The organism is Pseudomonas sp. RW3S2 (assembly GCF_014268955.1).
Taxonomy (GTDB): Bacteria; Pseudomonadota; Gammaproteobacteria; order Pseudomonadales; family Pseudomonadaceae; genus Aquipseudomonas; species Aquipseudomonas wayambapalatensis.
Map to the genome: position 1 here is coordinate 149027 of NZ_JABWRM010000014.1, position 26652 is coordinate 175678.

The following is a 26652-nucleotide window of genomic DNA, read 5'->3' on the forward strand; positions in this document are numbered from 1 at the left end:
ATATCCAGGATTTGATTCGACATTGGCGAGGCGCAAAGCGCCCCTGGCAATCTAAAGGGCCACCGCCTCCGCAGGCGACACGATGCTGGTCTTCGCTCCCCGCGACCTACCCGAACTCAAGTAAGCCGCAATAGACTCCTGGGTCACCTCACCCAGAAACACTTGCTCGGCATCCAGCACCGGCAACCAGGCCCGATTGAACTCGTACATGCGCGACAGCAGGATGCGCAGGTGCTCGTCATGGGCCGCGGTGGCATTGAACGGTCGCAGGAAGTCCCCACAGGTGCCTTGCTGGCGGTGCATGTCGCGCCGGCGCACATACCCCATCGCCTTGTTCGCCGCATCGGTGACCACCACGTAGCGACGGTCGTGCTCGTCGAGCAACTCCAGCGCCTCGCTCACCGGGGTCTCGGGGCTGACCGACGGCGCGTTGTCCGCGGCATCTTCTGCGCGCACCAGCAGCAGGCGCTTGAGGGTGCTGTCCTGGCCGACGAAGTTGCTGACGAAGTCATCCACCGGGTGCGCCAGCAGCGTGTCCGGGTGATCCAGTTGCAGCAACTTGCCCGCGCGGAAGATGGCGATCTTGTCGCCCAGCTTGATGGCCTCGTCGATGTCGTGGCTGACCATGATCACGGTCTTGTTCAGCGCCCGTTGCATCTCGAAGAACTCGTTCTGGATCATCTCGCGATTGATCGGGTCGACCGCGCCGAACGGCTCGTCCATCAGCAGCACCGGGGCCTCGGCCGCCAGCGCGCGGATCACGCCGATGCGTTGCTGCTGGCCACCCGACAGCTCGCGCGGGTAGCGCTGCAGGTACTGCTTGGGCTCGAGCTTGATCATGCTCATCAGCTCGCGGGCACGATCGTGGCAGCGCTGCTTGTCCCAGCCGAGCAGGCGCGGCACCACGGTGATGTTCTCCTCGATGGTCATGTTGGGGAACAGGCCGATCTGCTGGATCACGTAGCCGATGTGGCGGCGCAGGGTGACCTCGTCGAGTCCGGTGGTGTCTTCGCCGTTGATGAACACCTGGCCGGAGGTCGGGGTGATCAGGCGGTTGATCATCTTCAGCGTGGTGCTCTTGCCGCAGCCCGAAGGGCCGAGGAACACGCAGATTTCGCCTTCGTTGACGGTGAGGCTGACCGAGTCGACGGCTTTGACGTCCTTGCCGTTGACGTTGAAGGTCTTGCTGAGGTTCTTGAGTTCGATCATGAGCGCAGTCCTTCTGGAGTCAGGGCACGTTGCAGGGTTTGCAGGAGCAGGTCGGCGATGATCGCCAGCAGGCTGACCAGTACGGCGCCGACCAGCAGCATCGACATGTCGCTGCGGCTGATGGAAGTGAGAATGAGCACACCCAGGCCACCGGCACCGATGGTCGCGGCAATGGTCATCACGCCGATGTTCATCACCACGGCGGTGCGTACGCCAGCGAGGATCACCGGTACCGCGATGGGCAGCTCGACCATGCGCAGGCGCTGGCCGAAGGTCATGCCGATGCCGCGTGCCGCTTCGCGGATGCCGGGCTCGACGTTGGTCAGGGCCAGGTAGGTGTTGCGCAGGATCGGCAGCAGCGAATAAAGGAACACCGCGGTGATCGCCGGCAGCGGGCCGAGGCCCTGGCCGAACTTGCTGTAGAACGGCAGCAGCAGGCCGAACAGGGCGATCGACGGGATGGTCAGCAGCACCGTGGCGCTGGCCTGCAGCGGGCCGGCCAGTACCGGGAAGCGGGTCATCAGGATGCCCAGCGGCACGCCGATGACGATGGCCAGGCTGACGGCGATGCCGACCAGCATGATGTGTTGCCCGGTCAGTTGCAGGACCAGGGCCCAGTCGAGATGGGCGAAGGTATCGAACAGGTTCATCGCGCGACCTCGCTGAAGGCATGTTCACGCAGGAAAGCGGCGGCCACGCTGGACGGGCTCTGGTGCTCGACATCGACCTTGGCGTTGAGCTGGCGCATGGTCTCGTCGTCGAGCGTCTCGGCCAGCGGCTTGAGCAGGTCGGCCAGTTGTGGATGGGCGTCGAGCACGGCCTTGCGCACCACTGGCGCGGCGGTGTAGTCGGGGAAGTAGTGCTTGTCGTCGTCCAGCAGCTTGAGGTCGAAGGCGCTGAGGCGGCCGTCGGTGGTGTAGACCAGGCCGGCGAACACTTGGTTGTTGCGCAGGGCGGTGTAGACCAGGCCCGCATCCATCTGCCGGATGTTGGCGCGCCCCAGTTGCATGCCGTACATCGCCTGCAGGCCATCGAGACCATCGGGGCGATTGGCGAACTCGGTGTCCAGCGCCACCAGGTGCTTGCGTGCCTGTTCGTCCTGCAGCACCTGGTTCAGCTGGCTGATGCTGGTGACCTGCGGGTAGGCTTCGGCGACCTTGCGTGGCAGGGCCAGGGCATAGGTGTTGCTGAACTTGGAAGGGGTCAGCCAGATCAGGTCTTTCTTCGCATCCAGGGCCTTGACCTTGTTGTAGGTCGCTTCGGCGCTGGGCATGCGTTCCTCGATGTGGTTGTAGGAGACCAGCGATACCCCGGTGTACTCCCACATCAGGTCGAGCTGCCCGGTTTCGTGGGCCTGGCGCGCCAGGCTGCTGCCCAATCCGCCGGTGACTCGGACCTGGAAGCCGTTGGCGCGCAGGTACTGGGCAGTGATTTCGGCGAGCACGGTCTGCTCGGTGAACACCCGCGCGCCGATGCGCACCAGGGGTTTTTCTGCAGCTTGGGCAAAACCTGCGCATAGCAGTGCCGCGCCCAGCAGCAAGGCGATTGTCTTTTTCATGAGTTCCCTCTTGTTATCCGGCCAGGCCGCGTTCCAGCCAGCGCTTGCTGGAGAAGCTCACCAGGGCATCCAGTACCAGGGCCAGGAGCGCCGTGCAGGCGGCGCCCAGCAGCAGCTGCGGCTGGTTGTTCAGGGCGATGCCGGGGAAGATCAGGCTGCCAAGGCTGTTGGCGCCGATCAGAAACGCCAGTGGTGCGGTGCCCACATTCAACGCCAGGGCCACGCGCACGCCGCCGACGATGATCGGCACGGCGTTGGGCAGCTCCACCTGCCAGAGTTGCTGGCGCGGGGTCATGCCGATGCCGGTGGCGGCTTCCTTGAGCGAGGCGGGGACGTTTTTCAGGCCCTCGTAGGTGTTGCGCACGATGGGCAGCAGGGAGGCGAGGAACAACGCGAAGATCGCGGGGCCTGCGCCGATGCCCAGAATGCTCAGGGCAATGGCCAGAACGGCCAGGGGGGGAATGGTGTTGCCAACGTTGAAGAACTGCATGAAGCGCTCGGCTTTGTCGACCCGGTGCGGTCGACTGAGCGCAATGCCGGCGGGGATGCCCACGGCCAGCGCCGCCGCCATCGAAGCCAACACCAGTACCAGGTGCGCTTGCAGGTAGAACCCAAGATCGTCGCGGTAACGCGCGATCGTGTCAGTGCCGATCCAGTGGATCAGCAGGGCCAGGATGACGAGCACGCAGCCCCATCCCATCAGCCCTTTTCCGTAGCGTTTCGCCACAGGTGGACTCCTTATGTCGTCGGCGGACACACTTCTTCGTAGCCGGCCCGTGCGGGAGGCGGGTGGTGTGTTCGCGAGTAGCAGCGTGACGCCTGCGAGGCAGTGCGTTCATGCCATGAGTCGAGCCCCGTCAGGCTCGTGAATGCTGGTGAAACCAGCCCTGAACCGAAACGGGTTGCAGGGGAGTGGACGTCTCCGGGGGCGTAAAGGTTCCCATCTGAGGCGGCATTTGGCCAGTGTTAATCACTGGCTTCAGGGAAATATGACAAGAATAAAAATCGCATTGATACGCTGCAGGCGTTGAAATAACTGCCCTGCGGCCTTTTGTCGTGACTAGCCGATTGTTTGCTGCATTTGATGTGTCTGTGCCGGCCTCTTCGCGGGCAAGCCCGCTCCCACAGGTATTGCACAGGGCTTGAGGGCGGTGGGTATCTTGTGGGAGCGGGCTTGCCCGCGAAGAGGCCGGGCCTCCACCACTCATTCATCCGATTTTGGTCCAGGCCCGAGTTCAGGTATGATATCGCCCCTTTTTCGATCCCCATTCAGGCGATTTCCCATGACCAACCAGGCCGCCGAAGTCGCGAAGCGCCGCACTTTCGCAATCATTTCCCACCCCGACGCCGGTAAGACCACCATCACCGAGAAGCTGCTGCTGATGGGCAAGGCGATCTCCGTCGCGGGGACCGTGAAGTCGCGCAAGTCCGATCGCCATGCCACCTCCGACTGGATGGAAATGGAGAAGCAGCGCGGCATCTCCATCACCACCTCGGTGATGCAGTTCCCGTATCGCGAGCACATGATCAACTTGCTCGACACCCCCGGCCACGAAGACTTCTCCGAAGACACCTACCGCACCCTCACCGCGGTGGACTCGGCGCTGATGGTGCTGGACGGCGGTAAGGGTGTAGAGCCGCGTACCATCGCCCTGATGGACGTGTGCCGCCTGCGCGACACGCCCATCGTCAGCTTCATCAACAAACTCGACCGTGACATCCGCGACCCGATCGAACTGCTCGACGAAATCGAAGCGGTACTGAAGATCAAGGCCGCGCCGATCACCTGGCCGATCGGTTGCTACCGCGATTTCAAGGGCGTGTACCACCTCACCGGTGACTACATCATCGTCTACACCCCGGGCCACGGCCACGAGCGCACCGAAGCCAAGATCATCCAGAAGCTGGACTCCGATGAGGCCCGCGCGCATCTGGGCGACCAGTACGATAGCTTCGTCGAGCAACTGGAACTGGTGCAGGGCGCCTGCCACGAGTTCAACCAGGACGAGTTCATCAACGGCCAGCTCACGCCTGTGTTCTTCGGGACCGCCCTGGGCAACTTCGGTGTCGACCATGTGCTCGATGCCGTTGTCGACTGGGCGCCGCGCCCGCTGGCACGTGTGGCGCACGAGCGCACCGTGGAGCCGGTGGAAGAGAAGTTCACCGGTTTCGTGTTCAAGATCCAGGCGAACATGGACCCCAAGCACCGCGACCGTATCGCCTTCATGCGCATCTGCTCGGGCAAGTACGAGAAGGGCATGAAGATGCGCCATGTGCGCCTGGGCAAGGATCTGCGCATCGGCGATGCGCTGACCTTCTTCTCGTCCGAGCGTGAACAGCTCGAAGAGGCATACGCCGGCGACATCATTGGCCTGCACAACCACGGCACCATCCAGATCGGCGACACCTTCAGCGAAGGCGAAGCGCTGGGCTTCACCGGTATCCCGCACTTCGCCCCGGAACTGTTCCGCCGTGTGCGCCTGAAAGACCCGCTGAAATCCAAGCAACTGCGCCAGGGCCTGCAGCAGTTGGCCGAGGAAGGGGCGACCCAGGTGTTCTTCCCCGAGCGCAGCAACGACATCATCCTCGGTGCGGTCGGTGTGCTGCAGTTCGATGTGGTCGCCAGCCGCCTGAAGGAAGAGTACAAGGTCGAGTGTGCCTACGAGCCGATCACCGTCTGGTCGGCACGCTGGATCGCCTGCGACGACAAGAAGAAACTCGAGGAATTCCAGAACAAGGCCATGGAGAACCTCGCCATCGATGGCGGTGGTCACCTGACCTACCTGGCGCCGACCCGGGTCAACCTGTCGCTGATGGAAGAGCGCTGGCCTGACGTGCAGTTCCGCGCGACCCGCGAACACCACTGATCCCAGCAGGATGCGGCGCAAGGCCGCTTCCGGGTAATGCGCCGATGAGCGCTCTGCCCGGGAGCGGCCTTGTGCCGTTATGGGGCGTGCAGCCGCTTCCGGAAATATTTTTTGCACAAGCAGTGAGGTAACCCGGCGCGGCATTCGTGTAGTGAGTGAAAGTGCGATTCATTCGCAATCAATCCGTTCTCTCACAGGTCAGCGTCCATGAAGTTTACCCCGCGTTGCGTCCCTCTCTGGTTCGGTCTCTGCACCCTGTCCGCTGTGGCGCTGACACCCCTGGCTCACGCCGCCGAGCAGGTTCAGGTGTATACCTTCGCCCAGCCCGGTCAACCACTGGCCCAGGCCCTCAACGCCTTCAGCCGCACCACTGGGCAAAGCGTGGTGTACACCTTCGAGCTGCCCAGCCAGCAGGCGCCGGCGCTCAACGGCGCGTTCAGCGCCGAGCAGGCCTTGCAGCAATTGCTTGGCCATTCCGGGCTGGCCTGGCGCCGCGTCGATGCGCGCACCCTGACCCTGGAGCCTCTCGACACGTCCGGCGCCTTGAACCTGCAGGCCACCACCGTGACCTCGCAGATGGACAGCTTCAGCTACCAGCCACCGGCCAGCCCCTCGATCATGCGCGGCCAGGGGACGAACCTGGAAACGCCGCACGCCATCAACGTGGTTCCGGCCCAGGTGCTGCGCGACCAGGCACCGCGCAACCTCGACGATGCCCTGGCCAACGTCAGTGGTATCACCCAGGGCAACAACTTCGGCGGCACCTCCGACACGGTGATGAAGCGAGGCTTCGGCGACAATCGCGACGGTTCGATCATGCGCGACGGCATGCCCATCGTGCAGGGTCGCAGCCTCAACGCCACCACCGAGCGCGTCGAAGTGCTCAAGGGGCCCGCGTCGCTGCTGTACGGCATCCAGGATCCGGGCGGGGTGATCAACGTGGTCAGCAAGCGCCCGCAGCTCGAGCAATACAACGCCTTGACCCTGCGCGGCTCGACCTACGGCAGCGGCAAGAATGGCAGCGGTGGCAGTTTTGACAGCACTGGTGCACTGGGCGACAGCAACCTGGCCTATCGTTTGATCGTCGATCATGAAGATGAAGACTACTGGCGCAACTACGGCGTGCACCGCGAGTCGCTGGTGGCACCGTCGCTGGCCTGGTTTGGCGAGGACACCCAGGTGATGCTGGCCTACGAGCACCGTGAGTTCCTGTATCCGTTCGACCGAGGTACGGCGATCAGCAACCGCACCAATCACCCGCTGGACATCCCGGCCACTCGCCGCCTCGACGAGCCGTTCAACGACATGGAGGGCCGTTCGGACCTGTATCGCCTTGAAGTCGATCACCAGTTGGCGGACGACTGGAAACTGCACTTCGGCTACAGCTTCAACCGTGAAACCTACGACGCCAGCCAAGTACGGGTGACCGGCGTCAACGATGCCCGTGGCACCCTGACCCGCAGCATCGACGGCACCCACGGCGCCATGAGCCGCGACCAGTTCGCCACCCTGAGCCTGAACGGCAATGTGCAACTGGGCGGGATGCAGCATGACCTGTTGCTGGGCTTCGACCATGAAGACCGCAAGGTCTACCGCGCAGACCTGATCCGCCAGGCCAGCCGCTCGACCTTCAGCTACCTCAACCCGGTCTACGGGCAGGAGCCTGAAGGCAGCACCGTGCGTGCCAGCGACAGCGACCAGACCGACAAGCTGCGCACCGACTCGCTGTTCTTCCAGGACGCCGTGCACCTGGACGAGCACTGGATCGCCGTGGCCGGTGTGCGCCTGCAACAGTACGACCAGCTCGCCGGTCGCGGCCGGCCGTTCACCACCAACACCGATACCAGCGACCGCGCCTGGACCCCGCATGCCGGGCTGGTCTACAAGGTCGATGAGCAGTTGTCGTTCTATGGCAGCTACAGCGAGTCGTTCAAGCCCAACTCCAGCATCGCCCCACTGACCGGTGGCCTGGTGCTCGACTCTTCCATCGCTCCTGAGGAGGGCAAGGCCTGGGAGCTGGGGGCCAAGCTCGACATTCCCGGGCAGATCACCGGCACCCTGGCTCTGTTCGACATCACCAAGCGCAATGTGCTGGTGGCCAACTTCGACACCCGCACCGGCGAAACCCTGTACAGCAATGCCGGCGAAGTCAGCTCGCGTGGCGTCGAACTGGACCTGAGCGGCCAGCTCAGCGAACGCTGGAGCCTGATCGGCAGCTATGCCTTCACCGACGCCGAAGTGACCAAGGACCCGGACCTCAAGGGCAATCGTCTGCAGAACGTGGCGCGCCATACTGGCTCGCTGTCAGCGGTGTACGACTACGGCAGCCTGTTCGGCGGTGATCGTCTGCGCCTGGGAGCGGGTGCACGCTATGTCGGTGAGCGGGCAGGTAACCCGGCCAACGATTTCGACCTGCCGGCCTACACCGTCGCCGATGCCTTCGCCAGCTACGAGACCAAGCTGGATGCGCACAAGGTGCGTTTGCAGTTGAACGTGAAGAACCTGTTCGACAAGGTGTACTACAGCTCGGCGGTGAACCGGTACTTCGTGGCCATCGGCGATGCACGGCAGGTGAGTGTGTCGAGTACGTTGGAGTTCTGAGGCAGGTCAGCAGCACTCTACTTCAATGGCGAAGTAGAGTGCTTTCAATATATTCAGCCATCAACGTGGTTTACGCGGGTAAGGGAAATTGAAATACCCTTTTTTGAGGTTGAAACCGCCTGCCGTTCCAGAGAAGCTGACGATGCACCTTTCGTTGATGTTGTTCAGATCGACAACACCTTTTACTGAACCGATATTGGTTCCTCCCAGGATGATTCCGGGGATGATGCCGACTTTCCCGCCTTGATGTTCATCCCTGGTGACAAAAGGGTAATTCCCGTCTTTGGTTCCATTAGGAACATTCAGAACGACTCGATCAATCGGGGGATCCATATACGCGATGATCTGAGTGAAGCCTTCGTTGAACTCATAATCAATCTTGGCATTCGAGGTCTCGTACGTATGTTCGCTCTCGAAGCCAAACCACTTCAGGTTAAAGTGAGGTTCCGCCGATCTATCCGGCGCAGTTGAACCATAAGAGGCGTCGGGTAGTTTTGTGATCTTGTCCATGTTCCACCCCTGAGCGATAGATTCAGTGAAGGACGATAGGTGCCTGCTGAAGCTAAGCAATTGATCAGGAGCCCACAACTAGCAGAATTATCAGGCACCCAGGCGAAGGTTTATCGGCTCGCAAGTTCTATTCTGCCCAACGCAGCGCGATATTCCCCGGGCGTTGCGCCCATCGCCTGCCTGAAGCGGTTGCTGAAATGGCTGGCACTGGCAAACCCGCACAGCAATGCCACCTGCCCCAGCTGCAGGTCGCCCTGGCGCAGCAACCGGCATGCCTGGTGCAGTCGGCGCGCCAGCAGGTACTGGTGCGGCGGCAGGCCGAAGCTTGCGCGGAACATCCGGGCGAAGTGGTATTCGGACAGATTGCAGCGCAGCGCCAGTTCGTTCAGTGAAAGCGGCTGGTCGAGATTGGCCTCGATGTAGTCCACCAAGTGCCTACGCTGGTGCGGTGCCAGGCCGCCTTTGAGCCGCAGGCCCTGTCGCAGCCCGGCCTGGCCCAGCACGGCATGGTCGATGATGGCGTGCGCCAGGCTGCTGGCCAGCAGGCGCTCGGCAGGTTCGTTCCAGTCAAGCCCGATCAGTTGGTGAAAGCGCAGGGCCTGCTGTGGGTCGTCGAGGAAGGTGGCTTCGTGTAGCTGCATTTCCCGTGGCTCGCGGTCGAGCAGGCGAATGCAGCCCAAGGCGAACTGTTCTTCGCTGATGTACAGGTGCGCCAGGCGGATAGCACCGTTGACCACCCAATTGGACTCGTGGCCGGCCGGCATGATGCACAGTTTGTTGGGCGCGCCCTTGTCGCCCGGGCGCTGGCGGCGGAAGGTGCCGGTGCCGTCGGCGATGTAGCACGACAGGGTGTGGTGGCTGGGGGCGAGGTAGTCACGCGCATCGTCACGGTTGCGCCACAGGGCTGCTGCCAGGCCCTCACCCATTTGCGCGCTGGCTTCCAGACGGGCGTTGGGCGAGCTGTGCATGGCGTTGAAGACTTGCAGCTGATGAAGTGGCGGCATGGGCGATTCCTCTGGAGGGCTATCGTACTGCGAGGCGAGCGCAATGGGAGTGGTTGCCGACGGAAAAGCGCAAGTTTGTGCAAGCGCGAGGCGGGGCGAGGGGGACAGACTTCGTGAGCCCACCGCCGCTCCCGCAGACCACCGCCAAGCCCCAAGGATCCAGCCCATGAACCTGTCGCTCTACCTGCTCACCGTCCTGATCTGGGGCACCACCTGGATCGCCTTGAAACTGCAATTGGGTGTGGTCGAGATCCCGGTATCGATCGTCTACCGCTTCGCCCTGGCCGGGCTGATCCTGTTCGCGGTCCTGCTGCTGACCCGTCGCCTGCAACCGATGAATCGGCGCGGGCACCTGATCTGCCTGGCCCAGGGGCTGTGCCTGTTCTGCGTCAATTTCATGTGCTTCCTCACCGCCAGCCAGTGGATCGCCAGCGGCCTGATCGCCGTGGTGTTCTCCACCGCAACCCTGTGGAACGCGCTCAACGCGCGGATCTTCTTCGGCCAGAAGATCGCCGCCAACGTGCTGGGTGGCGGCGCCTTGGGCTTGCTGGGGTTGGGCCTGCTGTTCTGGCCGGAGCTGTCAGGGCACGCCGCCAGCCGCGAAACCCTGGTCGGCCTGGGCCTGGCGTTGCTGGGCACCCTGTGCTTCTCGGCCGGCAACATGCTTTCCAGCCTGCAACAGAAGGCGGGCCTCAAGCCGATGACCACCAACGCCTGGGGGATGGTGTATGGGGCGAGCCTGCTGGGGTTGTATTGCCTGGTCACAGGCGTGCCCTTCGCCATGGAGTGGAACACACGCTATATCGGTTCGCTGCTGTACCTGGTGATCCCAGGTTCAGTGATCGGCTTCACCGCCTACCTCACCCTCGTCGGGCGCATGGGGCCGGAGCGGGCGGCGTATTGCACGGTGCTGTTCCCGCTGGTGGCGCTGAACGTGTCGGCATTCGCCGAAGGCTATCAGTGGACCGCACCGGCATTACTGGGGCTGGTCGCGGTGATGGCCGGTAACGTGCTGGTGTTTCGCAAGCCCCGGGTTGCCAAGGCTGCGCAGGCAACGCTGGCCATGAAGTGAGGCCTTTACCCGACACCGATGCAGAAGATGCCGGCGCTGCGCTGTCTACACTTGGCCAAACCCCTTGATCCTGCAAGGTAGGCCATGTCGACAGCCCAGCCGTGGAACCGCCCCCTGACACCGCGCCAGGCGCACATGCTCTGCCTGCTCGCGCTTGGCCTGCATGTGCTGCCGCTGATTCTTGCTGACTCGATGTACCTCGACGATGTCTGGCGCGCGCAGACCGCCACGGGTAACTGGATCGCCGAAGGGCGCCTGTTCACCCAGTGGCTGCATGCCGGGCTGAGCTTCGCGGGTGGGGCGATCAACCTGTTTCCCTTGCCGCTGCTGTTGAGCCTGCCGGTGGCGGCCTATGCCCTGGCGCGCCTGGCCATTCATTACTTCGGACAGCCGCGCCCGACCGACCTGCTGGTGGTGTTGCCGCTGTGGTACAGCCCGTTCTTCCTGCAGAACCTGTCGTACCAGTACGACGGGCCCGCCATGGCACTGGGGTTGGCGGCGATGATCCTGGCGGTAAGCCTCGATTCACGCCGGTTGTTCGCTGGCACCGTATTGATTGCCTGCGGCCTGGGTTTCTACCAGGTGACGCTGAATGTATTCATCGGCTTGTGTTGCATCGACGCGGTGCGCGGCCTGTTGCGGGGCGATCCGCTGGCCAGGGTGGGCAAAGCGGTGACCCTGCGGGTGGTGCAGATGCTGTTGGGCGGGCTGGTGTACCTGTTGGTGGCGATGCCCTGGATGTCCGAGCAGCGTTTGAGCATGCTGGCGTTGGACGCTGCGCTGCCGGGCGAAGTGATACAGCGCCTGGGCACTGCGTTCGAACAGGTCGCCCTGCTGCTGACGCCCGGCAATCGGGTCCTGGCGGTTGGGCTGGCGCTGCTGGCCGGCGTTGGCCTGTGGCGCGATGCCCGGGGTATCCATCGGGACCACGGCCTGCCGGGCCTGCTCGTGCGCGGCGGCGGCCTGCTGCTGGCGGTGCTGGTGCTGCTGGTGATGACCAGCGGCGTGATGCTGGCATTCGACTATTTCATTCATGGCGCGCGCACCCTGATGGGCTTTGCCTGCGTACTGGTGCTGCTGCTCTACCTGGCCAGGCGCGGGCTGGGCAACCGTGCGCCCGACCGTGCGCTGATTCTCTGCCTGCCGCTGCTGTCGATGCTGTCGCTGGCCTACGCCCATGGCCGCCTGCTGGAGGCGCAGAAGGCGCAGTTCGCTGCGATCGGCCAGTACATCGGTCAGGACATCCTCAGCCACCCGGCGCTGGACAAGGCCCGCGCCTTCTACCTGCTCGAACGCAACCAGGCCGACGGCTGGTTGCCTGCAGCCTCTGGCGCGCAGGCCCGGGCGCCGCTGCTCAAGTTCATCCGCAGTTCGGACTTCGTACTCTTGCCGGAGATGATGGCGCGCGTCGGTATCGGCCAGTTCTATATCAACAGCTCCGCCAACCAGAGCCCGGCGCCGGCCTGGCGCGCCGATGATCTGCTGGCCCGCGGCGACACACCAGTGGTGGACAACCGCCTGTACAGCATCTACCTCGTCGGCGACCAGGGTTATGTGGTGACCAAGCCGCAGCCCAGGCCGTGGACGTTGCCGTGAGCAGCGGTGCGGGCGGCCTGTTCGGCCAGATGCGGCGCTATGTGCTGGTCGGGTTGGGCAATACCCTGGCGCACTGGTCGGTGTTCTTTCTGCTGCACCTGCTGCTGGGGTTGCGCCAGGCGCCAAGCAACCTGCTGGCGTTCGCCGTGGCGGCCAGCCTGTCGTACTACGTCAATGCCCGCTACACCTTCGCGGCCAGGCCCAGCAAACGGCGCTACTTGCTGTTCCTGCTGGGCATGGGGATAGTGAGCGTGGCACTGGGAGCGCTTTCCGACTGGGCACGCCTGTCACCCTGGCTGACCCTCGTGACCTTTTCCACGGTCAGCCTGGTAGTGGGTTACAGCTACTCGCGCACTGTGGTCTTCAGACGGAGGACGCCATGAACATCACCCTCATCGTGCCGGTGTACAACGAGCAGGACACCCTCGAGCACTTCTACCGCACCGTGCGCGCCGAGCCGTCGCTGCAGGGCATGACGGTGGAGATCCTGTTCGTCAATGACGGCAGCAGCGACGAGACCGAGGCGATCTGCGCCGAACTTGCGCTGCGTGATGAATGGGTCACGGTGATCAACTTCTCGCGCAATTTCGGCAAGGAGTCGGCGCTGTTCGCCGGGCTCGAATATGCCGATGGCGATGCCATGGTGCCGATCGATGTCGACCTGCAGGACCCCATCGAGCTGATCGCACAGATGGTCGAGCGCTGGCAGCAAGGCGCCGACGTGGTCCTGGCCAAGCGCCGCAGCCGTGATGCCGACACCCCGCTCAAGCGCTGGAGCGCACGCCTGTACTACCGGCTGCACAACCGCATCGCCTCCACCCATATCGAAGAGAACGTCGGTGATTTTCGCCTGCTCGACCGCAAGGTGGTCGCCGCGATCCGCCAGTTGCCGGAGCAACAGTTGTTCATGAAGGGCGTGTTGTCGTGGGTGGGATTTCGCACCGAGATCATCGAGTACGACCGCCCGCCGCGGGTGGCGGGGGAGAGCAAGTTCGGGCTGTGGCGGTTGTGGAACCTGGCGCTGGATGGCATCACCTCGTTCAGCACCGTGCCTTTGCGCTTGTGGACCTACATCGGCGCGGGGGTGTCGCTGTTCGCGCTGGTGTTCGCGGTGTACCTGATCGTGCAGAAGGTGCTGTGGGGGATCGACCTGCCGGGATATCCGTCGCTGCTGTCGGCGATCCTGTTCCTGGGGGGCGTGCAACTGATCGGTATCGGGATCCTGGGGGAGTATGTGGGGCGTATCTACCAGGAGACCAAGCACCGGCCGCGGTATGTGGTGCGCAAGGTGCTGGGACGGCGGCGCCAGCCGCGGTGAGCCTGTTGGATTGGTGCTGGCCTCTTCGCGGGCAAGCCCGCTCCCACAGGTAACACCACCGTATTCAGAATCTATGTGGGCTGTTGTGGGAGCGGGCTTGCCCGCGAAGAGGCCGGTACAGTCAGCGGCCAGGTTCAGCCCTTCCACACCTGCGGATTCACCAGGTCCCGTGGTCGCTCGCCCAGCAGCGCTGCGCGCAGGTTCTCCATCGCCCGGTTGGCCATGGCTTCGCGGGTCTCGGCAGTCGCCGAGCCGATGTGCGGCAGGGTCAGGGCGTTGGGCAGCTTGAACAGCGGCGAATCGGCCAGCGGCTCCTTCTCGTACACATCCAGTCCGGCACCGCGAATGGTGCCGGCTTGCAGCGCCTCGACCAGCGCCGCCTCGTCCACCACCGGCCCGCGGGCGATGTTGATCAGGAAGGCGCTCGGCTTCATCAGCTTCAGCTCACGGGCGCCGATCAGCTTGCGGGTGGCATCGGACAACGGCACCACGATGCAGACGAAATCGGACTCGGCCAGCAACTGCTCCAGGCTGCGGAACTGCGCGCCCAGTTCCTGCTCCAGCGCGCTCTTGCGGCTGTTGCCGGCATACAGGATCGACATGTTGAAGCCCAGGCGGCCACGGCGAGCCACGGCGGCGCCGATGTTGCCCATGCCGACGATGCCCAGGGTCTTGCCGTGTACATCGCTGCCGAAATGCGCCGGGCCTACGGTCGCCTGCCAATTGCCGGCCTTGGTCCAGGCGTCCAGCTCGGCGGTACGGCGGGCACAGCCCATGATCAGCGAAAAGCCCAGGTCGGCGGTGCTTTCGGTGAGTACGTCGGGGGTGTTGGTCAGGGCGATGCCGCGCTCGTTGAAGTAGTCCAGGTCGTAGTTGTCGTAGCCGACCGACACGCTCGACACCACCTCCAGCTTGCCGGCACCTTCGAGCTGCGCGCGGCCGAGCTTGCGGCCGACGCCGATCAGGCCGTGAGCCTCAGGCAGCGCTTCGTTGAACTGGGCATTGATGTCGCCCAGTTTGGGATTGGGCAGGATCACGTTGAAGTCGTGCTGCAGGCGCTCGGCCATGGCCGGGGTGATACGGCTGAAGGCCAGGACGGTCTTTTTCATCGGGCTACTTCTCTGCAAGGCGGTGGGACGATGGCGGCCTGCGAAAAGGCCGCCGCGAATCAACGATTGGTTAGCAACCTACCATTGTCGCCACCTGCAATGCAGCAGCTTTTTCAGGTGGCGATCAGCAATTCATGGGTCTTCAGGTCTGCTTCGTGCGCCGCCAGGATCTCCGGCAGCGAGTTGCGCAGGTATTCGACCCAGGTCTTGATCTTGGCATCCAGGTACTGGCGCGACGGGTAGATCGCGTACAGGTTCAGCTCCTGCAGGCGATAGTCGGGCATCACCCGCACCAGGCTGCCGTCGCGCAGGCCGTCGATGGCGGAGTAGATCGGCAGCACGCCCACCCCCATGCCACTGCGGATCGCGGTCTTCATCGCGTCGGCGGAGTTCACCTGGAACGGCGAGCTGGTGATGTTGACCATCTCCTGGCCTTCCGGACCGTCGAACAGCCATTTTTCCAGCGGAATCACCGGGCTGACCATGCGCAGGCACTGGTGCTTGAGCAGGTCGGCGGGCTTGTGTGCGATGCCGTGGCGAGCAATGTAGTCGGGGGAGGCGCAGACGATGCTGTAGGTGATCCCCAGGCGCTGGGAGACGAACCCTGAGTCAGGCAGCTCGCTGGCCAGCACGATGGACACATCGTAGCCCTCGTCGAGCAGGTCGGGCACACGGTTGGCCATGGTCAGGTCGAACGTGACGTCTGGGTGCGTCTGGCGGTAGCGAGCGATGGCATCGACCACGAAATGCTGGCCGACACCGGTCATCGAATGCACTTTGAGCTGCCCGGCGGGGCGGGCGTGGGCATCGCTGGCCTCGGCTTCGGCTTCCTCGACGAAGGTCAGGATCTGTTCGCAGCGCATCAGGTAGCGCTTGCCCGCTTCGGTCAGGGCGATGCGCCGTGTGGTGCGATTGAGCAGGCGGGTTTGCAGATGGGCTTCCAGGTTGGAGACCGCCCGCGACACGTTGGCGGTGGTCGTATCCAGCTGCGCAGCGGCGGCGGTGAAGCTGCCGAGCTGGGCTACACAACTGAAAGCACGCATGTTTTGCAGGGTGTCCATGGGTCACTCTCGATCTAGAGGACAAAATTGTGACATGAAGTAATGAAAAAGCACGTCCGACCAAAGCCGGATTATCGCTGTTTTGGTAACAAAGATTCGCAGGAATATGCGCTTATCGCCAATGAAACCCGCCCCTAGAATTGCCCGGCCCCTTCACCTCTTCCTCGGGAAATCGCAGCTGTGCCGCGTCGCAACATCGGAGCGCTTCGAGCGCTCAGTGCCTGTGCCCTAAGCCTGTCCTTGAGCGGCTGTATCGGAACCTGGGGCATTGCCCCGCAAAGCAAGACGCTGCAAGCCAACCAACTCGCCACCGACCCTGCCATCCGCGAAGCCGAGCGCGACGCCCATTGGCCCGCGCAGCAATGGTGGCGCGCCTATGGTGATCCCCAGCTGGACCGCTGGATGGACCTCGCAGTTGCCGGTAGCCCGAGCCTGGCCATGGCCGCGGCGCGGGTGCGCCAGGCCAGGGCCATGGCCGGTGTGGTCGAGTCGGCGGAACACCTTCAGGCCAACGGCGAGGCGACCCTCAAGCGCCACAACTGGCCGGAGGATCAGTTCTACGGCCCCGGCGCCCTGTCCGGCGCCAACACCTGGGATAACAACGCCGCCATCGGCCTGAGCTACGCCCTCGACCTGTGGGGCCGTGAACGCAACGCCAGTGAGCAGGCGCTGGACCAGGCGCACATGCGTGCCGCCGAAGCCCGCCAGGCCCAGCTCGAATTGCACAACAACGTGGTGCGCACCTACATCCAGCTGAGCCTGCATTTCGCCCAGCGCGACATCGTCAAGGCCGAGCTGGAGCAGCAGGAGCAGATCCTCGCGCTGGCCAGGCGGCGTCTCGAGGCCGGGATCGGCACCCATCTGGACGTCAGCCAGGCCGAAGCGCCGTTGCCGGAAACCCATCGGCAGATCGACAGCCTCGACGAAGAAATCGCCCTGACCCGCAACCAATTGGCGGCATTGGCCGGCAGGGGACCGGGCGAGGGTGCCAGCCTGCAACGCCCGACGCTGACCCTGGCGGCGCCGCTGTCCTTGCCCTCGGCATTGCCTGCCGAGCTGGTCGGCCAGCGCCCCGACGTGGTCGCCAGCCGCTGGCAGGTGGCAGCCCAGGCTCGTGGCATCGAGGTCGCCCACGCAGGCTTCTTCCCCAACGTCGACCTGGTCGGCGGCCTTGGTTTCATGGCCACCGGTGGCGGGCCGCTGGAGTTTCTCACCGGGCGCAAGTTCAACTACAACGTCGGGCCTGCCATCAGCTTGCCGATCTTCGATGGCGGGCGGCTGCGCGCGCAGTTGGGCGCGGCTTCGGCTGGCTACGACATGGCCGTTGCGCATTACAACGAAACAGTGGTCGGGGCGTTGAAGGGCATCTCCGACCAGTTGATCCGTCGCGAGTCGATGGCGCAGCAGGCGCACTTCGCCGCCGAATCCGTCGCCGCTGCGCAGAAGACCTACGACATCGCCACGGTTGCCTTCCAGCGCGGGCTGACCGACTACCTGAACGTGCTCAATGCGCAGACCCTGCTGTTTCGCCAGCAGCGGATCCAGCAGCAGGTCCAGGCTGCGCGCTTGAGTGTGCATGCCGAGCTGGTCACGGCGCTGGGCGGTGGCCTCGACGCGGGTAGCGACCTGCCGGATGAGGCGCACCAGGCCGCGCCGAAAGCGCCGGCCCTGATTGCCTCGGGGCACGGGCAATGATGCGCTGGCTGTCCAGCCTGGAGTGGCGCCGGGGCTTCTTTGCCTGGGCGCGCACCGACGGGGTGACCTGGGTCTACATCTTCAAGGTGCTCGCTGCGGCGTTCCTCACCCTCTGGCTGGCCATGCGCCTGGAGCTGCCGCAGCCGCGCACGGCGATGATCACTGTGTTCATCGTCATGCAGCCGCAGAGCGGGCATGTGTTCGCCAAGAGTTTCTACCGCATGCTCGGCACCCTGGCCGGCTCGGCGATGATGGTCGCGCTGATCGCGATCTTCCCGCAGAACACCGAGCTGTTCCTGCCCAGCCTGGCGCTGTGGGTCGGCCTGTGCTCGGCAGGGGCCATGCGCTACCGCACCTTCCGTGCCTATGGCTTCGTGCTGGCCGGTTATACTGCGGCGATGATCGGCCTGCCGGTGCTCCAGCACCCCGACCAGGCGTTCATGGCCGCCGTCTGGCGGGTGCTGGAGATTTCCCTGGGGATTCTCGTCTCGACCCTGGTCAGTGCCGCGATCCTGCCGCAATCGGCCAGTGCCGCCATGCGCAATGCCTTGTACCAGCGCTTCGGCGTGTTTGCCGGGGTGGTGGTCGAGGCCCTGCGCGGCAACAGCCAGCGTGCGCTGTTCGAGTCCAGCAACGTGCGTTTCATCGCCGAGGCGGTGGGGCTGGAGAGCTTGCGCAACGTCACCGCCTTCGAAGACCCGCACATGCGCAGGCGCTCTGGCCGCCTGGTGCGCATGAACAGCGAGTTCATGGCCATCACCACCCGTTTCAACGCCCTGCACCGTTTGCTCGAACGCCTGCGCGCACGCGGCCCGGCGCAGATCGTCGGCGCCATCGAACCGGGCCTGCAAACCCTGGCGCAGCTGCTCGAGCCTTACGTCGGGCGAGCCCTGACCGATGCCGATGCACTACGCCTGACCCTGGAGCTGGCGGCCTACAAGGACGGCCTGCAGGCCCAGGTGCGCGGGCTGCGTGCGACGTACCTGGAGACCGACCCCAGCGACGCCGACCTGCTGGACTTCCACACCACCTACGAGCTGCTCTACCGCCTGGTCGACGACCTCTACAGCTACGCCCAGACCCACGCATCACTGGCCGTGCACAACCACGAACGCGAGCAGTGGGACGAGCCCTATGTGGCTCAGACCAGTTGGCTGGTGTCGTTGGCCGCCGGGGTGCGTGGTGCAGCGGTGCTGTTGCTGCTGGGCAGCTACTGGCTGCTCAGCGACTGGCCCAGCGGCGCCATGATGACCTTGATCGCCACGGTCACCGCCGGCCTTTCGGCAGCTTCGCCCAACCCCAGGCGCATGTCGTTCCAGATGGCGTGCGGCACCCTGCTCGGGGCGTTCATCGGCTTCTTCGAAATCTTCTTCGTGTTCCCCTGGATCGACGGTTTCGCCTTGCTGTGCATGGTGCTGGCGCCGGTGTTCTTGCTCGGTGCTTTTCTCTCGTCGCGCCCGGCCTATGCCGGTTATGGCGTGGGCTTGCTGGTGTTCTTCGCCATCGGCTCGGTGCCCAACAACCTTACGGTCTATGACCCGTACGCCTTCATCAACGACTACATCGGCATGATCATCGGCATGCTGGTCTGCGCTGCGGCCGGGGCGATCATCCTGCCGCCGAACAGCCGCTGGCTATGGAGCCGCCTGGAGCAGGACCTGCGCGAACAGGTGCTGTTCGCCATCGGTGGGCGCCTGCGTGGCCTGGGCTCGGCGTTCGAGAGCCGCACCCGCGACCTGCTGCACCAGGCCTATGGCCTGGCGGCCGGCAAGCCGCAGGTGCAGGCCGAGCTGATGGGCTGGATGTTCGTGGTATCGGAAGTCGGCCACGCTGTCATCGAACTGCGCAAGGAGCAGGCCAATGCCCCGGTGCACCCGGCCTACGCCGAGTCGCAGCCCTGGCGCCAGGCGATCCGGGTGATGGGGCGAGCCCTGGCGCGGCTGTTCCTGCAGCCCAACGCCAGCAACCACGAGCGCGCGCTGGTGGCGGTCGACCACGCCATCAGCCGCGTGCAGGCCACCGACGAACCCTTCGCCCGGCACTTCGACACGTCGGTGCTGCGCCGTGCGCAGAGCTACCTGCACTTCATCCGCACCTCGCTGCTCGACCCCCAGTCACCCCTGGCCCCGGCCAAAGGATTGCACCATGCCCCGTGAGATCGCCTTCCATGGCGTGTACATGCCCACCATGACCCTGATGTTCCTGTTCGCTGCGGGCCTGGCCTGGGGCCTGGACCGCTTCATCGCCAGCCACGACGGCTATCGCTTCTTCTGGCACCCGGCGCTGCTGCGCCTGTCCCTGTTCGTCTGCCTGTTCGGCGCACTGGCGCTGTCTGTCTACTGGTGAGAAACCTTCGATGAAAAAGTTCTTCAGCCTCCTCGCCACCCTGCTGGTGCTGACCGCTGCCGTGGTGATCGGCCGCCAGTTGTGGCTGCACTACATGACCACGCCCTGGACCCGCGACGGGCGTGTGCGCGCCGACATCATCAACGTCGCCGCCGATGTGCCGGGCTATGTGGTGGACGTGCCGGTGCGTGACAACCAGCAGGTGAAGAAGGGCGATGTGCTGATCCGCATCGACCCCGAGCACTATCGCCTGGCAGTGGAGCAGGCCCGGGCGCTGGTCGCTTCGCGCAAGTCCACCTGGGAGATGCGCAAGGTCAACGCGCGGCGCCGTGCCGACCTGGACAACCTGGTCATCTCCAAGGAAAACCGTGACGACGCCAGCAATATCGCAAACGCCGCCCTGGCCGACTATCAGCAGGCCCAGGCACAGTTGGCGGCGGCCGAGCTGAACCTCAAGCGCACCGAGATCGTCGCCACGGTCGACGGCTACGTCACCAACCTGAATATCCACAAGGGCGATTACGCCCGCACCGGCGAGGCGGTGATGGCGGTGGTGGACGAGCATTCGTTCTGGGTGTACGGCTTCTTCGAGGAGACCAAGCTGCCGCATGTGAAGGTAGGGGACCAGGCCGAGCTGCAGATGATGAGCGGCGAGTTGCTCAAGGGGCATGTCGAGAGCATCGCCCGTGGTATCTACGACCGCGACAACCCGCAGAGCCGCGAGCTGATCGCCGATGTGAACCCGACCTTCAACTGGGTGCGCCTGGCGCAGCGGGTGCCGGTGCGGATTCATATCGATGAGGTGCCCGAAGGGTATCTGCTGGCGGCGGGCACGACCTGCACGGTGGTGGTCAAGCCAGGCGGGGCGTGAGGGTCACTCGCCTGCCGGGCAGACCAGCACCGGCACCTGTACCCGGTCGATCACCTTGCTGCTGATCGACGGGTCCAGCAGCCTGCCAAGGCGCGACAGGTGCCGGTGGCCCATGATGATCAGCTCGCAGCCGAGTTCCCGGGTCTTGTCGACGATGGCCTCGACCGGTTGCGCGGCGACCATGCAACCCTGGCATTGGAAACCCGCTTCACGCAGCGTGGCCACCGCTTGCTGCAGGGCGCGTTCGGCCAGTTGCTGCTCCTCGCAGGCGGCGGGGTATTCCTCCAGTTCCTGCTCGGTATAGGACGCCGGGCGCTCGTGCACGGCGAAGGTCGGGTCGATGGCCAGTAGTACCTGCAATGGATGTTCGCCGGGGCGGCAGTAGCGGCGGGCGAGGTCGATCAGGGGGGCGCTGGCGGGGGAGGCGTCGATGGCGATGAGGATGGGCATTGGCGGGGCCTTGTGTCAGGGCGGGTGAGCGGTGTCGATCTTTTCGCGGGGTTGCCCGCGAAAAGATCGACACCATTCTCGAACCTTCCCCCAACCCGGATAAATAGCACCCCACGCACGGCGTCATTGCACCAGACGCAATCGTGCGACCTGCTACCATCGCGTTTCCCACACTCGCCACGGAAAACGGCCATGCAACTCCCGGACATGAACCTGCTTGTCGCCCTCGATGCCCTGCTCGACGAGGGCAGTGTGGTGGGCGCTGCGCAGCGCATGAACCTGAGCCCGGCGGCGATGAGCCGCACACTGGGGCGAATCCGCGACGCGCTGGGCGATCCGATCCTGGTGCGGGCCGGCCGTGGCCTGGTGCCGACACCCCGCGCGCTGGCCCTGCGTGACCAGGTGCGGGCGCTGGTGGAGCAGGCCGGGCTGGTGTTCAACAGCGGCGAGGACGTCGACCTGCCGAACCTGGAGCGCGCTTTCAACATCCGCACCAACGACCTGTTCGTCGCCCTGTATGGCGCGCGCTTGCTGCACATGATGCTGGCCCAGGCACCGCGTACGGTGCTGCGTTTCGTGCCAGAAGCCCATGGCGATGACGACCTCGTGCTGCGCCACGGGCAGATCGATCTGGTGGTGAGCTCGAGTATCGAACTGGGGCCGGAGATCAAGGTGCAGCATCTGTTCGATACGCACTTCGTGGGCCTGGCGCGGGACGACCATCCGATCTTCGACGCACCGATCACCCCCGAGCGCTTTGTCCGCTATCCACAGATCAGCGTGTCGCGGCGCGGGCGGGCCAACGGGCCGATCGACGTGGAGCTGGGCAACTACAAACTGCAGCGGCGGGTTTCGCTGATCACCCCGAGCTTCCACTCGGCGATGTTCTCCCTGCCGAATTCGGACCTGATCCTGCCGATGCCGGCGAATATCCTCGGCAATGTGCTGAAGTTCGGGCTGCCGCTGCGCTCCTTCGAGATTCCGGTGGAGTTGGAGAAGGTGCGGGTGATGCAGGCCTGGCATCCACGGTTTGACAATGACCCGGCGCATCGGTGGCTGCGGCGCACGCTGAAGGCGTGTTGCGGGACCGAGCCTTGAGGCCACCACCGAAAGCGGATTGCGTCTGGCGCAATATAAACCTGCCGACAAGTCAGTTTTCGTAAGCATTCCCCACCCCTAGACTTCCCACAGCTGAAAAATGTTGCTGGAGATGTCGAAAATGAGTTCCCTGACCGCGCCCGCCGCTGCGATCGCCGCCGCCCCCGTGGCGGCCGCGCCCGCGCAGACGCCGTTCGGCCTGCGCGTGGTGGTGGGGTTGTTCGGTGTGCTGCTGGCGGTGCTCTGCGCAGGCCTCAACGAGGCGGTGACGAAGATTTCGCTGGCCGATATCCGCGGCGCCATGGGCATCGGTGCCGACGAGGGCGCCTGGCTGGTGGCGGTGTATGCGGCTGCGTCGGTGTCGGCCATGGCCTTCGCACCTTGGCTGGCCACCACCTTCTCGCTGCGCCGCTTCACCATGACCGCCATTGGCCTGTTCGCCGTGCTGGGCCTGGTCCAGCCTTTCGCCCCCAACCTGCACAGCCTGATGCTGCTGCGCGTGCTCCAGGGTTTCGCCTCGGGAGCATTGCCGCCGATGCTGATGAGCGTGGCGCTGCGCTTCCTGCCGCCGAACATCAAGGTCTATGGCCTGGCCTGCTATGCCCTGACCGCCACGTTCGGGCCGAACCTCGGCACGCCCCTGGCGGGCCTGTGGACCGAATATGTCGGCTGGCAGTGGGCGTTCTGGCAGATCATCCTGCCCTCGGCACTGGCGATCTTCTGCGTCGGTTGGGGCCTGCCGCAGGATCCGCTGCGCCTGGAGCGCTTCAGGCAGTTCGACTGGCGCGGCGTGCTGCTGGGGTTGCCGGCCCTCAGCAGCATCGTGCTGGGCCTGTCGCTGGGCGATCGCTGGGGCTGGTTCGATTCGGCCTTGATCTGCTGGCTGCTGGGCGGTGGCCTGCTGCTGCTGGTGCTGTTCATGTACAACGAATGGTCCGAGCCCTTGCCGTTCTTCCAGTTGCGCATGCTGTCGCGGCGCAACCTGAGCTTCGCCTTGGTGACCCTGGCCGGTGTGCTGGTGGTGCTGTCGGGGGTGGGCAGTATCCCCTCGGCGTACCTGGCGCAGATCCAGGGCTATCGCCCAGCGCAGACCAGCCCGCTGATGATGCTGGTGGCCATGCCGCAATTGATCGCGCTGCCGCTCACCGCAGCGCTGTGCAATATACGCGCGGTGGACTGCCGCTGGGTACTGGCGAGCGGGCTGGCGATGCTGGCGGCCTCGTGCGTGGGCAGCAGCCTGCTGACCAGCGAATGGATCCGCGGTGACTTCTACCCGTACTACCTGCTGCAGGTGTTCGGCCAGCCGATGGCGGTGCTGCCACTGCTGATGCTCTCGACCAACGGCATGACCCCGCAGGAAGGCCCGTTCGCGTCCGCCTGGTTCAACACCGTGAAGGGCCTGGCGGCAGTGGTCGCTACCGGCCTGCTCGATGCCCTGGGCACCCTGCGCCGGCATTTTCATTCCAATCATCTGGTCGACAGCCTGGGCAATGCGCCACTGCTGGACGACGGCGCGGCGAACCTGGCCAGGCGCCTTCACGAACAGGCCCTGGTACTCACCTCGGCCGACCTTTACCTGGTGATGGCCTGCATCGCCGTGGCCCTGATCTGCCTGATTCCCTTTGTGCCTACCCGGGTCTATCCGCCCCGTGCGGTGGCCTGACGCTGTAGTTCGAGACAAATGACATGACGCAAACACGCAAGACAGTTTTCATCGGCTCGGTCCTCGCCGTGGCCGTCCTCGCCGCCATCGTCGGCCCCTGGATGTTCGGCAGCGACCACCGCCAGAGCACCAACGACGCCTACGTCACCGCCGACTACACCGTGGTCGCGCCGAAGGTGGCCGGCTTTATCAAGCAGGTGCTGGTCGAGGACAACCAACAGGTCAAGGCCGGCCAGTTGCTGGCGACCATCGACGCCCGCGACTACCAGGCCGCGCTCGATGCCGCCCAAGCCCAATTGCTGGTGGCCAAGGCGCAGGCCATCGATGCCCGTGCCACCCTCGAGCGGCAGGCGGCGCTGATCGCCCAGGCCGAGGCTGCGGTGAAGGCCGCGCAGGCCGAGGCTGGTTTCGCCGACCATGAAGTGACGCGCTACAGCCGTCTGGCCGAGCAGGGTGCCGGCACCGTGCAAAACGCCCAGCAGGCCCGCAGCCGGGTCGACCAGGCCCGTGCGCGACTGGCCAACACCCAGGCGGCGCTGGTCGCCACGCGCAAGCAGGTGGATATCCTCCAGGCCCAGGTCGCCAGTGCCGATGGCCAGCTCAAGCGGGCCGAAGCCGGCGTGGAAAAAGCCGAGCTGGACCTGTCCTACACCCGCATCACTGCGCCGGTGGACGGCATGGTCGGTGAACGCGCGCTGCGCGTTGGCGCCTACGTCAATCCGGGGGCGCGGCTGCTGTCGGTGGTGCCGCTGCAACAGGCCTATGTGGTCGGCAACTTCCAGGAAACCCAACTGACCCATGTGCAGCCAGGCCAGCCGGTGCGTATCAGCGTCGACACTTTCTCCGGCGAAACCCTGCACGGGCATGTCGAGAGCATCGCGCCGGCCACCGGCGTTACCTTCGCCGCGGTGAAGCCGGACAACGCGACCGGCAACTTCACCAAGGTGGTGCAGCGTATTCCGGTGAGGATCGTCTTCGATGATGGGCAGCCTCTGCTCGAGCGTCTTCGCGTGGGCATGTCGGTGGAGGCGACCATCGATACCCAGGGTGACACCCTGGCTGGTAAAGAGGTGACGGCGCGATGAAAGCTCATCCAGCCATTGCGGCAGCCACTCCCACGGTGCTGCTCGCCGCGCTGTTGGCCGGCTGCACCCTCGGCCCGGACTTTCAGCGCCCCGACAGCCAGGCGCCGCAGCAATGGAACGCCCTGCAGGGCGAGCAGGCGGCGAGCCAGCCTGTGGCAGAGCCGCTGCAACTGCGCTGGTGGGACAGCTTTCACGACCCGCGCCTGAGCGCGCTGATCGAGCAGGTCGCGACGCGCAACCTCGATCTGCAGATCGCCAGCGCACGCCTGCTGCAGAGCCGGGCGCTGCGCAGTACCGTCGCCGCCGACGAGTTGCCGTCGGTGGATGTCAACGCCGGCTACAGCCGCGCGCGCAACAGCGCCGAAGGGCTGAGCGACCCGTCCGGCAAGGCGGGCAAGTCGGCCTTCAACCTGTGGCAGGGCGATCTGGTTGCCGGTTGGGAGCTGGATTTCTGGGGGCGGGTGCGGCGCCAGGTCGAGGCCGCCGACGCCAGCGTCGAGGTCGCCGAGAATGACCGCAATGGCGTGCTGCTGGCGCTGCTCGCCGAGACTGCGGGTGACTATATCCAGTTGCGCGCGGTGCAGCACACCCTGCAGGTCACCGAGGATAACCTGAAGGTTGCCCGGCACAGCCTGAAGCTGTCCGAGGACCGCCAGGCCGAGGGCGTCGCCACTCGCCTCGACGTGGCCCAGGCCAACGCCCAGGTGGCGTCGATCGAAGCGCGCCTGCCGACCTTGCAGGCGCGTCGCGATGACCTGATCAATGCCCTGAGCCTGCTGGCGGCCGAGCCGCCGCGCAGCCTGCAGAGCACCTTGCTGGACGCTGGCGCGTTGCCGGCACCGGAGCAGAAGTTCGCCATTGGCGTGCCCTCGGAGCTGGCCGAGCGCCGCCCGGACATTCGCCAGGCAGAAGCCCGCCTGCATGCCGCCACCGCGAGCATTGGCGTGGCCAAGGCCGATTTCTACCCCAGCATCCGCTTGTCCGGGAGCGCTGGCTTCCAATCGATGCAGCTGGCTGATTTCGGCAACTGGGATTCGCGGCGATTCGCCTTCGGGCCGCAGTTGTCGCTGCCGATCTTCGAAGGCGGCCGCCTGAAAGGCACGCTCCAGTTGCGTGAGGCGCAGCAGCAGGAGGCGGCGCTGAACTACCGCAAGGTGGTGCTGGGTGCCTGGCACGAGATCGACGATGTGCTGCGCTTGTACAACGCCAGCCAGTTGCGGCGCGACCACCTGGCCGAGGCGGTACGGCAGAACCGCATTGCCCTGGAAACGGCGCAGCGTCAGTACGCGGAAGGGGCGGTGGACTTTCTCAACGTGCTGACCGTGCAGTCGGCACTGTTGGCCAGCGAGGAGCAGTGGATCGACAGCTCGGCGGCGGTGTCGCAGGCGCTGGTGGGCCTGTACAAGGCGCTTGGCGGCGGCTGGCAGGCGTTCGACAAGGTTTGAGATGGGTGGTGGATTCTTCGCGGGCAAGTCGGGGCGCCGAACCGCCGCTCCCGCAGGATGGACAGCACCGATTCTGTACTTGTGGGAGCGGCGG

General features: G+C 64.9%; 23 protein-coding genes. 14 read left to right on the plus strand and 9 right to left on the minus strand.

The window, feature by feature from the left end:
• Window positions 1-51: 51 nt before the first annotated feature.
• Genes HU748_RS19710 through HU748_RS19725 form a run of 4 tightly spaced genes read right to left on the minus strand, consistent with a single transcriptional unit; the run spans window position 52 to window position 3467 of the window.
• Window positions 52-1209 carry an ABC transporter ATP-binding protein gene (locus HU748_RS19710; RefSeq protein ID WP_186668179.1) on the minus strand — a complete coding sequence of 386 codons (1158 nt, stop codon included), beginning with the start codon at window positions 1207-1209 and terminating at the stop codon, window positions 52-54.
• A complete protein-coding gene (locus tag HU748_RS19715) occupies window positions 1206-1859 on the minus strand; it encodes an ABC transporter permease (RefSeq protein ID WP_186668177.1) in 654 nt (217 codons plus the stop codon). Before HU748_RS19715 ends, HU748_RS19710 begins: the two co-directional genes overlap by 4 nt.
• Complete coding sequence (locus HU748_RS19720) at window positions 1856-2767, minus strand: glycine betaine ABC transporter substrate-binding protein (RefSeq protein WP_186710993.1); 912 nt, start codon at window positions 2765-2767, stop codon at window positions 1856-1858. The genes HU748_RS19715 and HU748_RS19720 overlap by 4 nt, the downstream gene beginning before the upstream one ends.
• Before the next feature lie 13 nt (window positions 2768-2780).
• On the minus strand, window positions 2781-3467 hold the full coding sequence (locus tag HU748_RS19725) for an ABC transporter permease (RefSeq protein WP_186721587.1): 687 nt from the start codon (window positions 3465-3467) through the stop codon (window positions 2781-2783).
• Between the two features lie 583 nt (window positions 3468-4050).
• Between HU748_RS19725 and HU748_RS19730 the strand changes: the two genes are divergently transcribed.
• Entirely contained in the window at window positions 4051-5634 is a 1584-nt protein-coding gene (locus HU748_RS19730) for a peptide chain release factor 3 (RefSeq protein ID WP_186710992.1), read from the plus strand.
• Between the two features lie 207 nt (window positions 5635-5841).
• Window positions 5842-8235 (plus strand): TonB-dependent receptor, encoded by a 2394-nt coding sequence (locus HU748_RS19735; protein ID WP_186721574.1) that lies wholly within the window; start codon window positions 5842-5844, stop codon window positions 8233-8235.
• Window positions 8236-8295: 60 nt separating this feature from the next.
• On the opposite strand, the gene HU748_RS19740 is transcribed toward HU748_RS19735, so the two are convergent.
• Window positions 8296-8745, minus strand: coding sequence for a hypothetical protein (locus tag HU748_RS19740; RefSeq protein ID WP_186721577.1), 450 nt, complete (start codon window positions 8743-8745; stop codon window positions 8296-8298).
• Window positions 8746-8855: 110 nt separating this feature from the next.
• Window positions 8856-9749, minus strand: a complete 894-nt coding sequence (locus tag HU748_RS19745; protein ID WP_186721579.1) for an AraC family transcriptional regulator — start codon at window positions 9747-9749, stop codon at window positions 8856-8858.
• Between the two features lie 166 nt (window positions 9750-9915).
• Between HU748_RS19745 and HU748_RS19750 the strand changes: the two genes are divergently transcribed.
• From HU748_RS19750 to HU748_RS19765, 4 genes are all read left to right on the plus strand, one after another.
• Window positions 9916-10821 (plus strand): DMT family transporter, encoded by a 906-nt coding sequence (locus HU748_RS19750; protein ID WP_186668165.1) that lies wholly within the window; start codon window positions 9916-9918, stop codon window positions 10819-10821.
• 84 nt (window positions 10822-10905) lie between these two features.
• On the plus strand, window positions 10906-12417 hold the full coding sequence (locus tag HU748_RS19755) for a glucosyltransferase domain-containing protein (protein ID WP_186721581.1): 1512 nt from the start codon (window positions 10906-10908) through the stop codon (window positions 12415-12417).
• The gene (locus tag HU748_RS19760; RefSeq protein WP_346655305.1) at window positions 12414-12800 is read left to right on the plus strand and encodes a GtrA family protein; all 387 of its coding nucleotides are present in this window, start codon (window positions 12414-12416) and stop codon (window positions 12798-12800) included. Before HU748_RS19755 ends, HU748_RS19760 begins: the two co-directional genes overlap by 4 nt.
• Window positions 12797-13735 carry a glycosyltransferase family 2 protein gene (locus HU748_RS19765; protein WP_063546050.1) on the plus strand — a complete coding sequence of 313 codons (939 nt, stop codon included), beginning with the start codon at window positions 12797-12799 and terminating at the stop codon, window positions 13733-13735. Before HU748_RS19760 ends, HU748_RS19765 begins: the two co-directional genes overlap by 4 nt.
• 134 nt (window positions 13736-13869) lie before the next feature.
• On the opposite strand, the gene HU748_RS19770 is transcribed toward HU748_RS19765, so the two are convergent.
• On the minus strand, window positions 13870-14844 hold the full coding sequence (locus HU748_RS19770; protein ID WP_186668160.1) for a D-glycerate dehydrogenase: 975 nt from the start codon (window positions 14842-14844) through the stop codon (window positions 13870-13872).
• 113 nt (window positions 14845-14957) lie between these two features.
• Window positions 14958-15905, minus strand: coding sequence for a LysR family transcriptional regulator (locus HU748_RS19775; RefSeq protein WP_186668158.1), 948 nt, complete (start codon window positions 15903-15905; stop codon window positions 14958-14960).
• A gap of 180 nt (window positions 15906-16085) precedes the next feature.
• On the opposite strand from HU748_RS19775, the gene HU748_RS19780 reads away from it, so the two are divergent.
• Genes HU748_RS19780 through HU748_RS19795 form a run of 4 tightly spaced genes read left to right on the plus strand, consistent with a single transcriptional unit; the run spans window position 16086 to window position 20817 of the window.
• Window positions 16086-17600, plus strand: coding sequence for an efflux transporter outer membrane subunit (locus tag HU748_RS19780; protein ID WP_186710988.1), 1515 nt, complete (start codon window positions 16086-16088; stop codon window positions 17598-17600).
• Window positions 17600-19756, plus strand: a complete 2157-nt coding sequence (locus HU748_RS19785; RefSeq protein WP_186721589.1) for an FUSC family protein — start codon at window positions 17600-17602, stop codon at window positions 19754-19756. The genes HU748_RS19780 and HU748_RS19785 overlap by 1 nt, the downstream gene beginning before the upstream one ends.
• Entirely contained in the window at window positions 19746-19946 is a 201-nt protein-coding gene (locus HU748_RS19790; protein WP_054894899.1) for a DUF1656 domain-containing protein, read from the plus strand. Before HU748_RS19785 ends, HU748_RS19790 begins: the two co-directional genes overlap by 11 nt.
• Window positions 19947-19956: 10 nt before the next feature.
• Window positions 19957-20817, plus strand: a complete 861-nt coding sequence (locus HU748_RS19795; protein ID WP_186710987.1) for an HlyD family secretion protein — start codon at window positions 19957-19959, stop codon at window positions 20815-20817.
• Between the two features lie 3 nt (window positions 20818-20820).
• Here HU748_RS19795 and HU748_RS19800 read toward each other — a convergent pair whose 3' ends face one another.
• Window positions 20821-21267: a universal stress protein gene (locus HU748_RS19800; RefSeq protein WP_054894901.1), complete on the minus strand. Its 447-nt coding sequence runs from the start codon at window positions 21265-21267 to the stop codon at window positions 20821-20823.
• A 192-nt stretch (window positions 21268-21459) separates the two neighbouring features.
• Here HU748_RS19800 and HU748_RS19805 point away from each other — a divergent pair, with 192 nt between their 5' ends.
• From HU748_RS19805 to HU748_RS19820, 4 genes are all read left to right on the plus strand, one after another.
• Entirely contained in the window at window positions 21460-22365 is a 906-nt protein-coding gene (locus tag HU748_RS19805; protein WP_186668152.1) for a LysR family transcriptional regulator, read from the plus strand.
• Between the two features lie 121 nt (window positions 22366-22486).
• Window positions 22487-24028, plus strand: a complete 1542-nt coding sequence (locus HU748_RS19810) for an MFS transporter (RefSeq protein WP_186721583.1) — start codon at window positions 22487-22489, stop codon at window positions 24026-24028.
• Between the two features lie 23 nt (window positions 24029-24051).
• Window positions 24052-25113 (plus strand): HlyD family secretion protein, encoded by a 1062-nt coding sequence (locus HU748_RS19815; RefSeq protein WP_186668149.1) that lies wholly within the window; start codon window positions 24052-24054, stop codon window positions 25111-25113.
• Window positions 25110-26558: an efflux transporter outer membrane subunit gene (locus HU748_RS19820; protein ID WP_186721585.1), complete on the plus strand. Its 1449-nt coding sequence runs from the start codon at window positions 25110-25112 to the stop codon at window positions 26556-26558. Before HU748_RS19815 ends, HU748_RS19820 begins: the two co-directional genes overlap by 4 nt.
• Window positions 26559-26652: the final 94 nt, after the last annotated feature.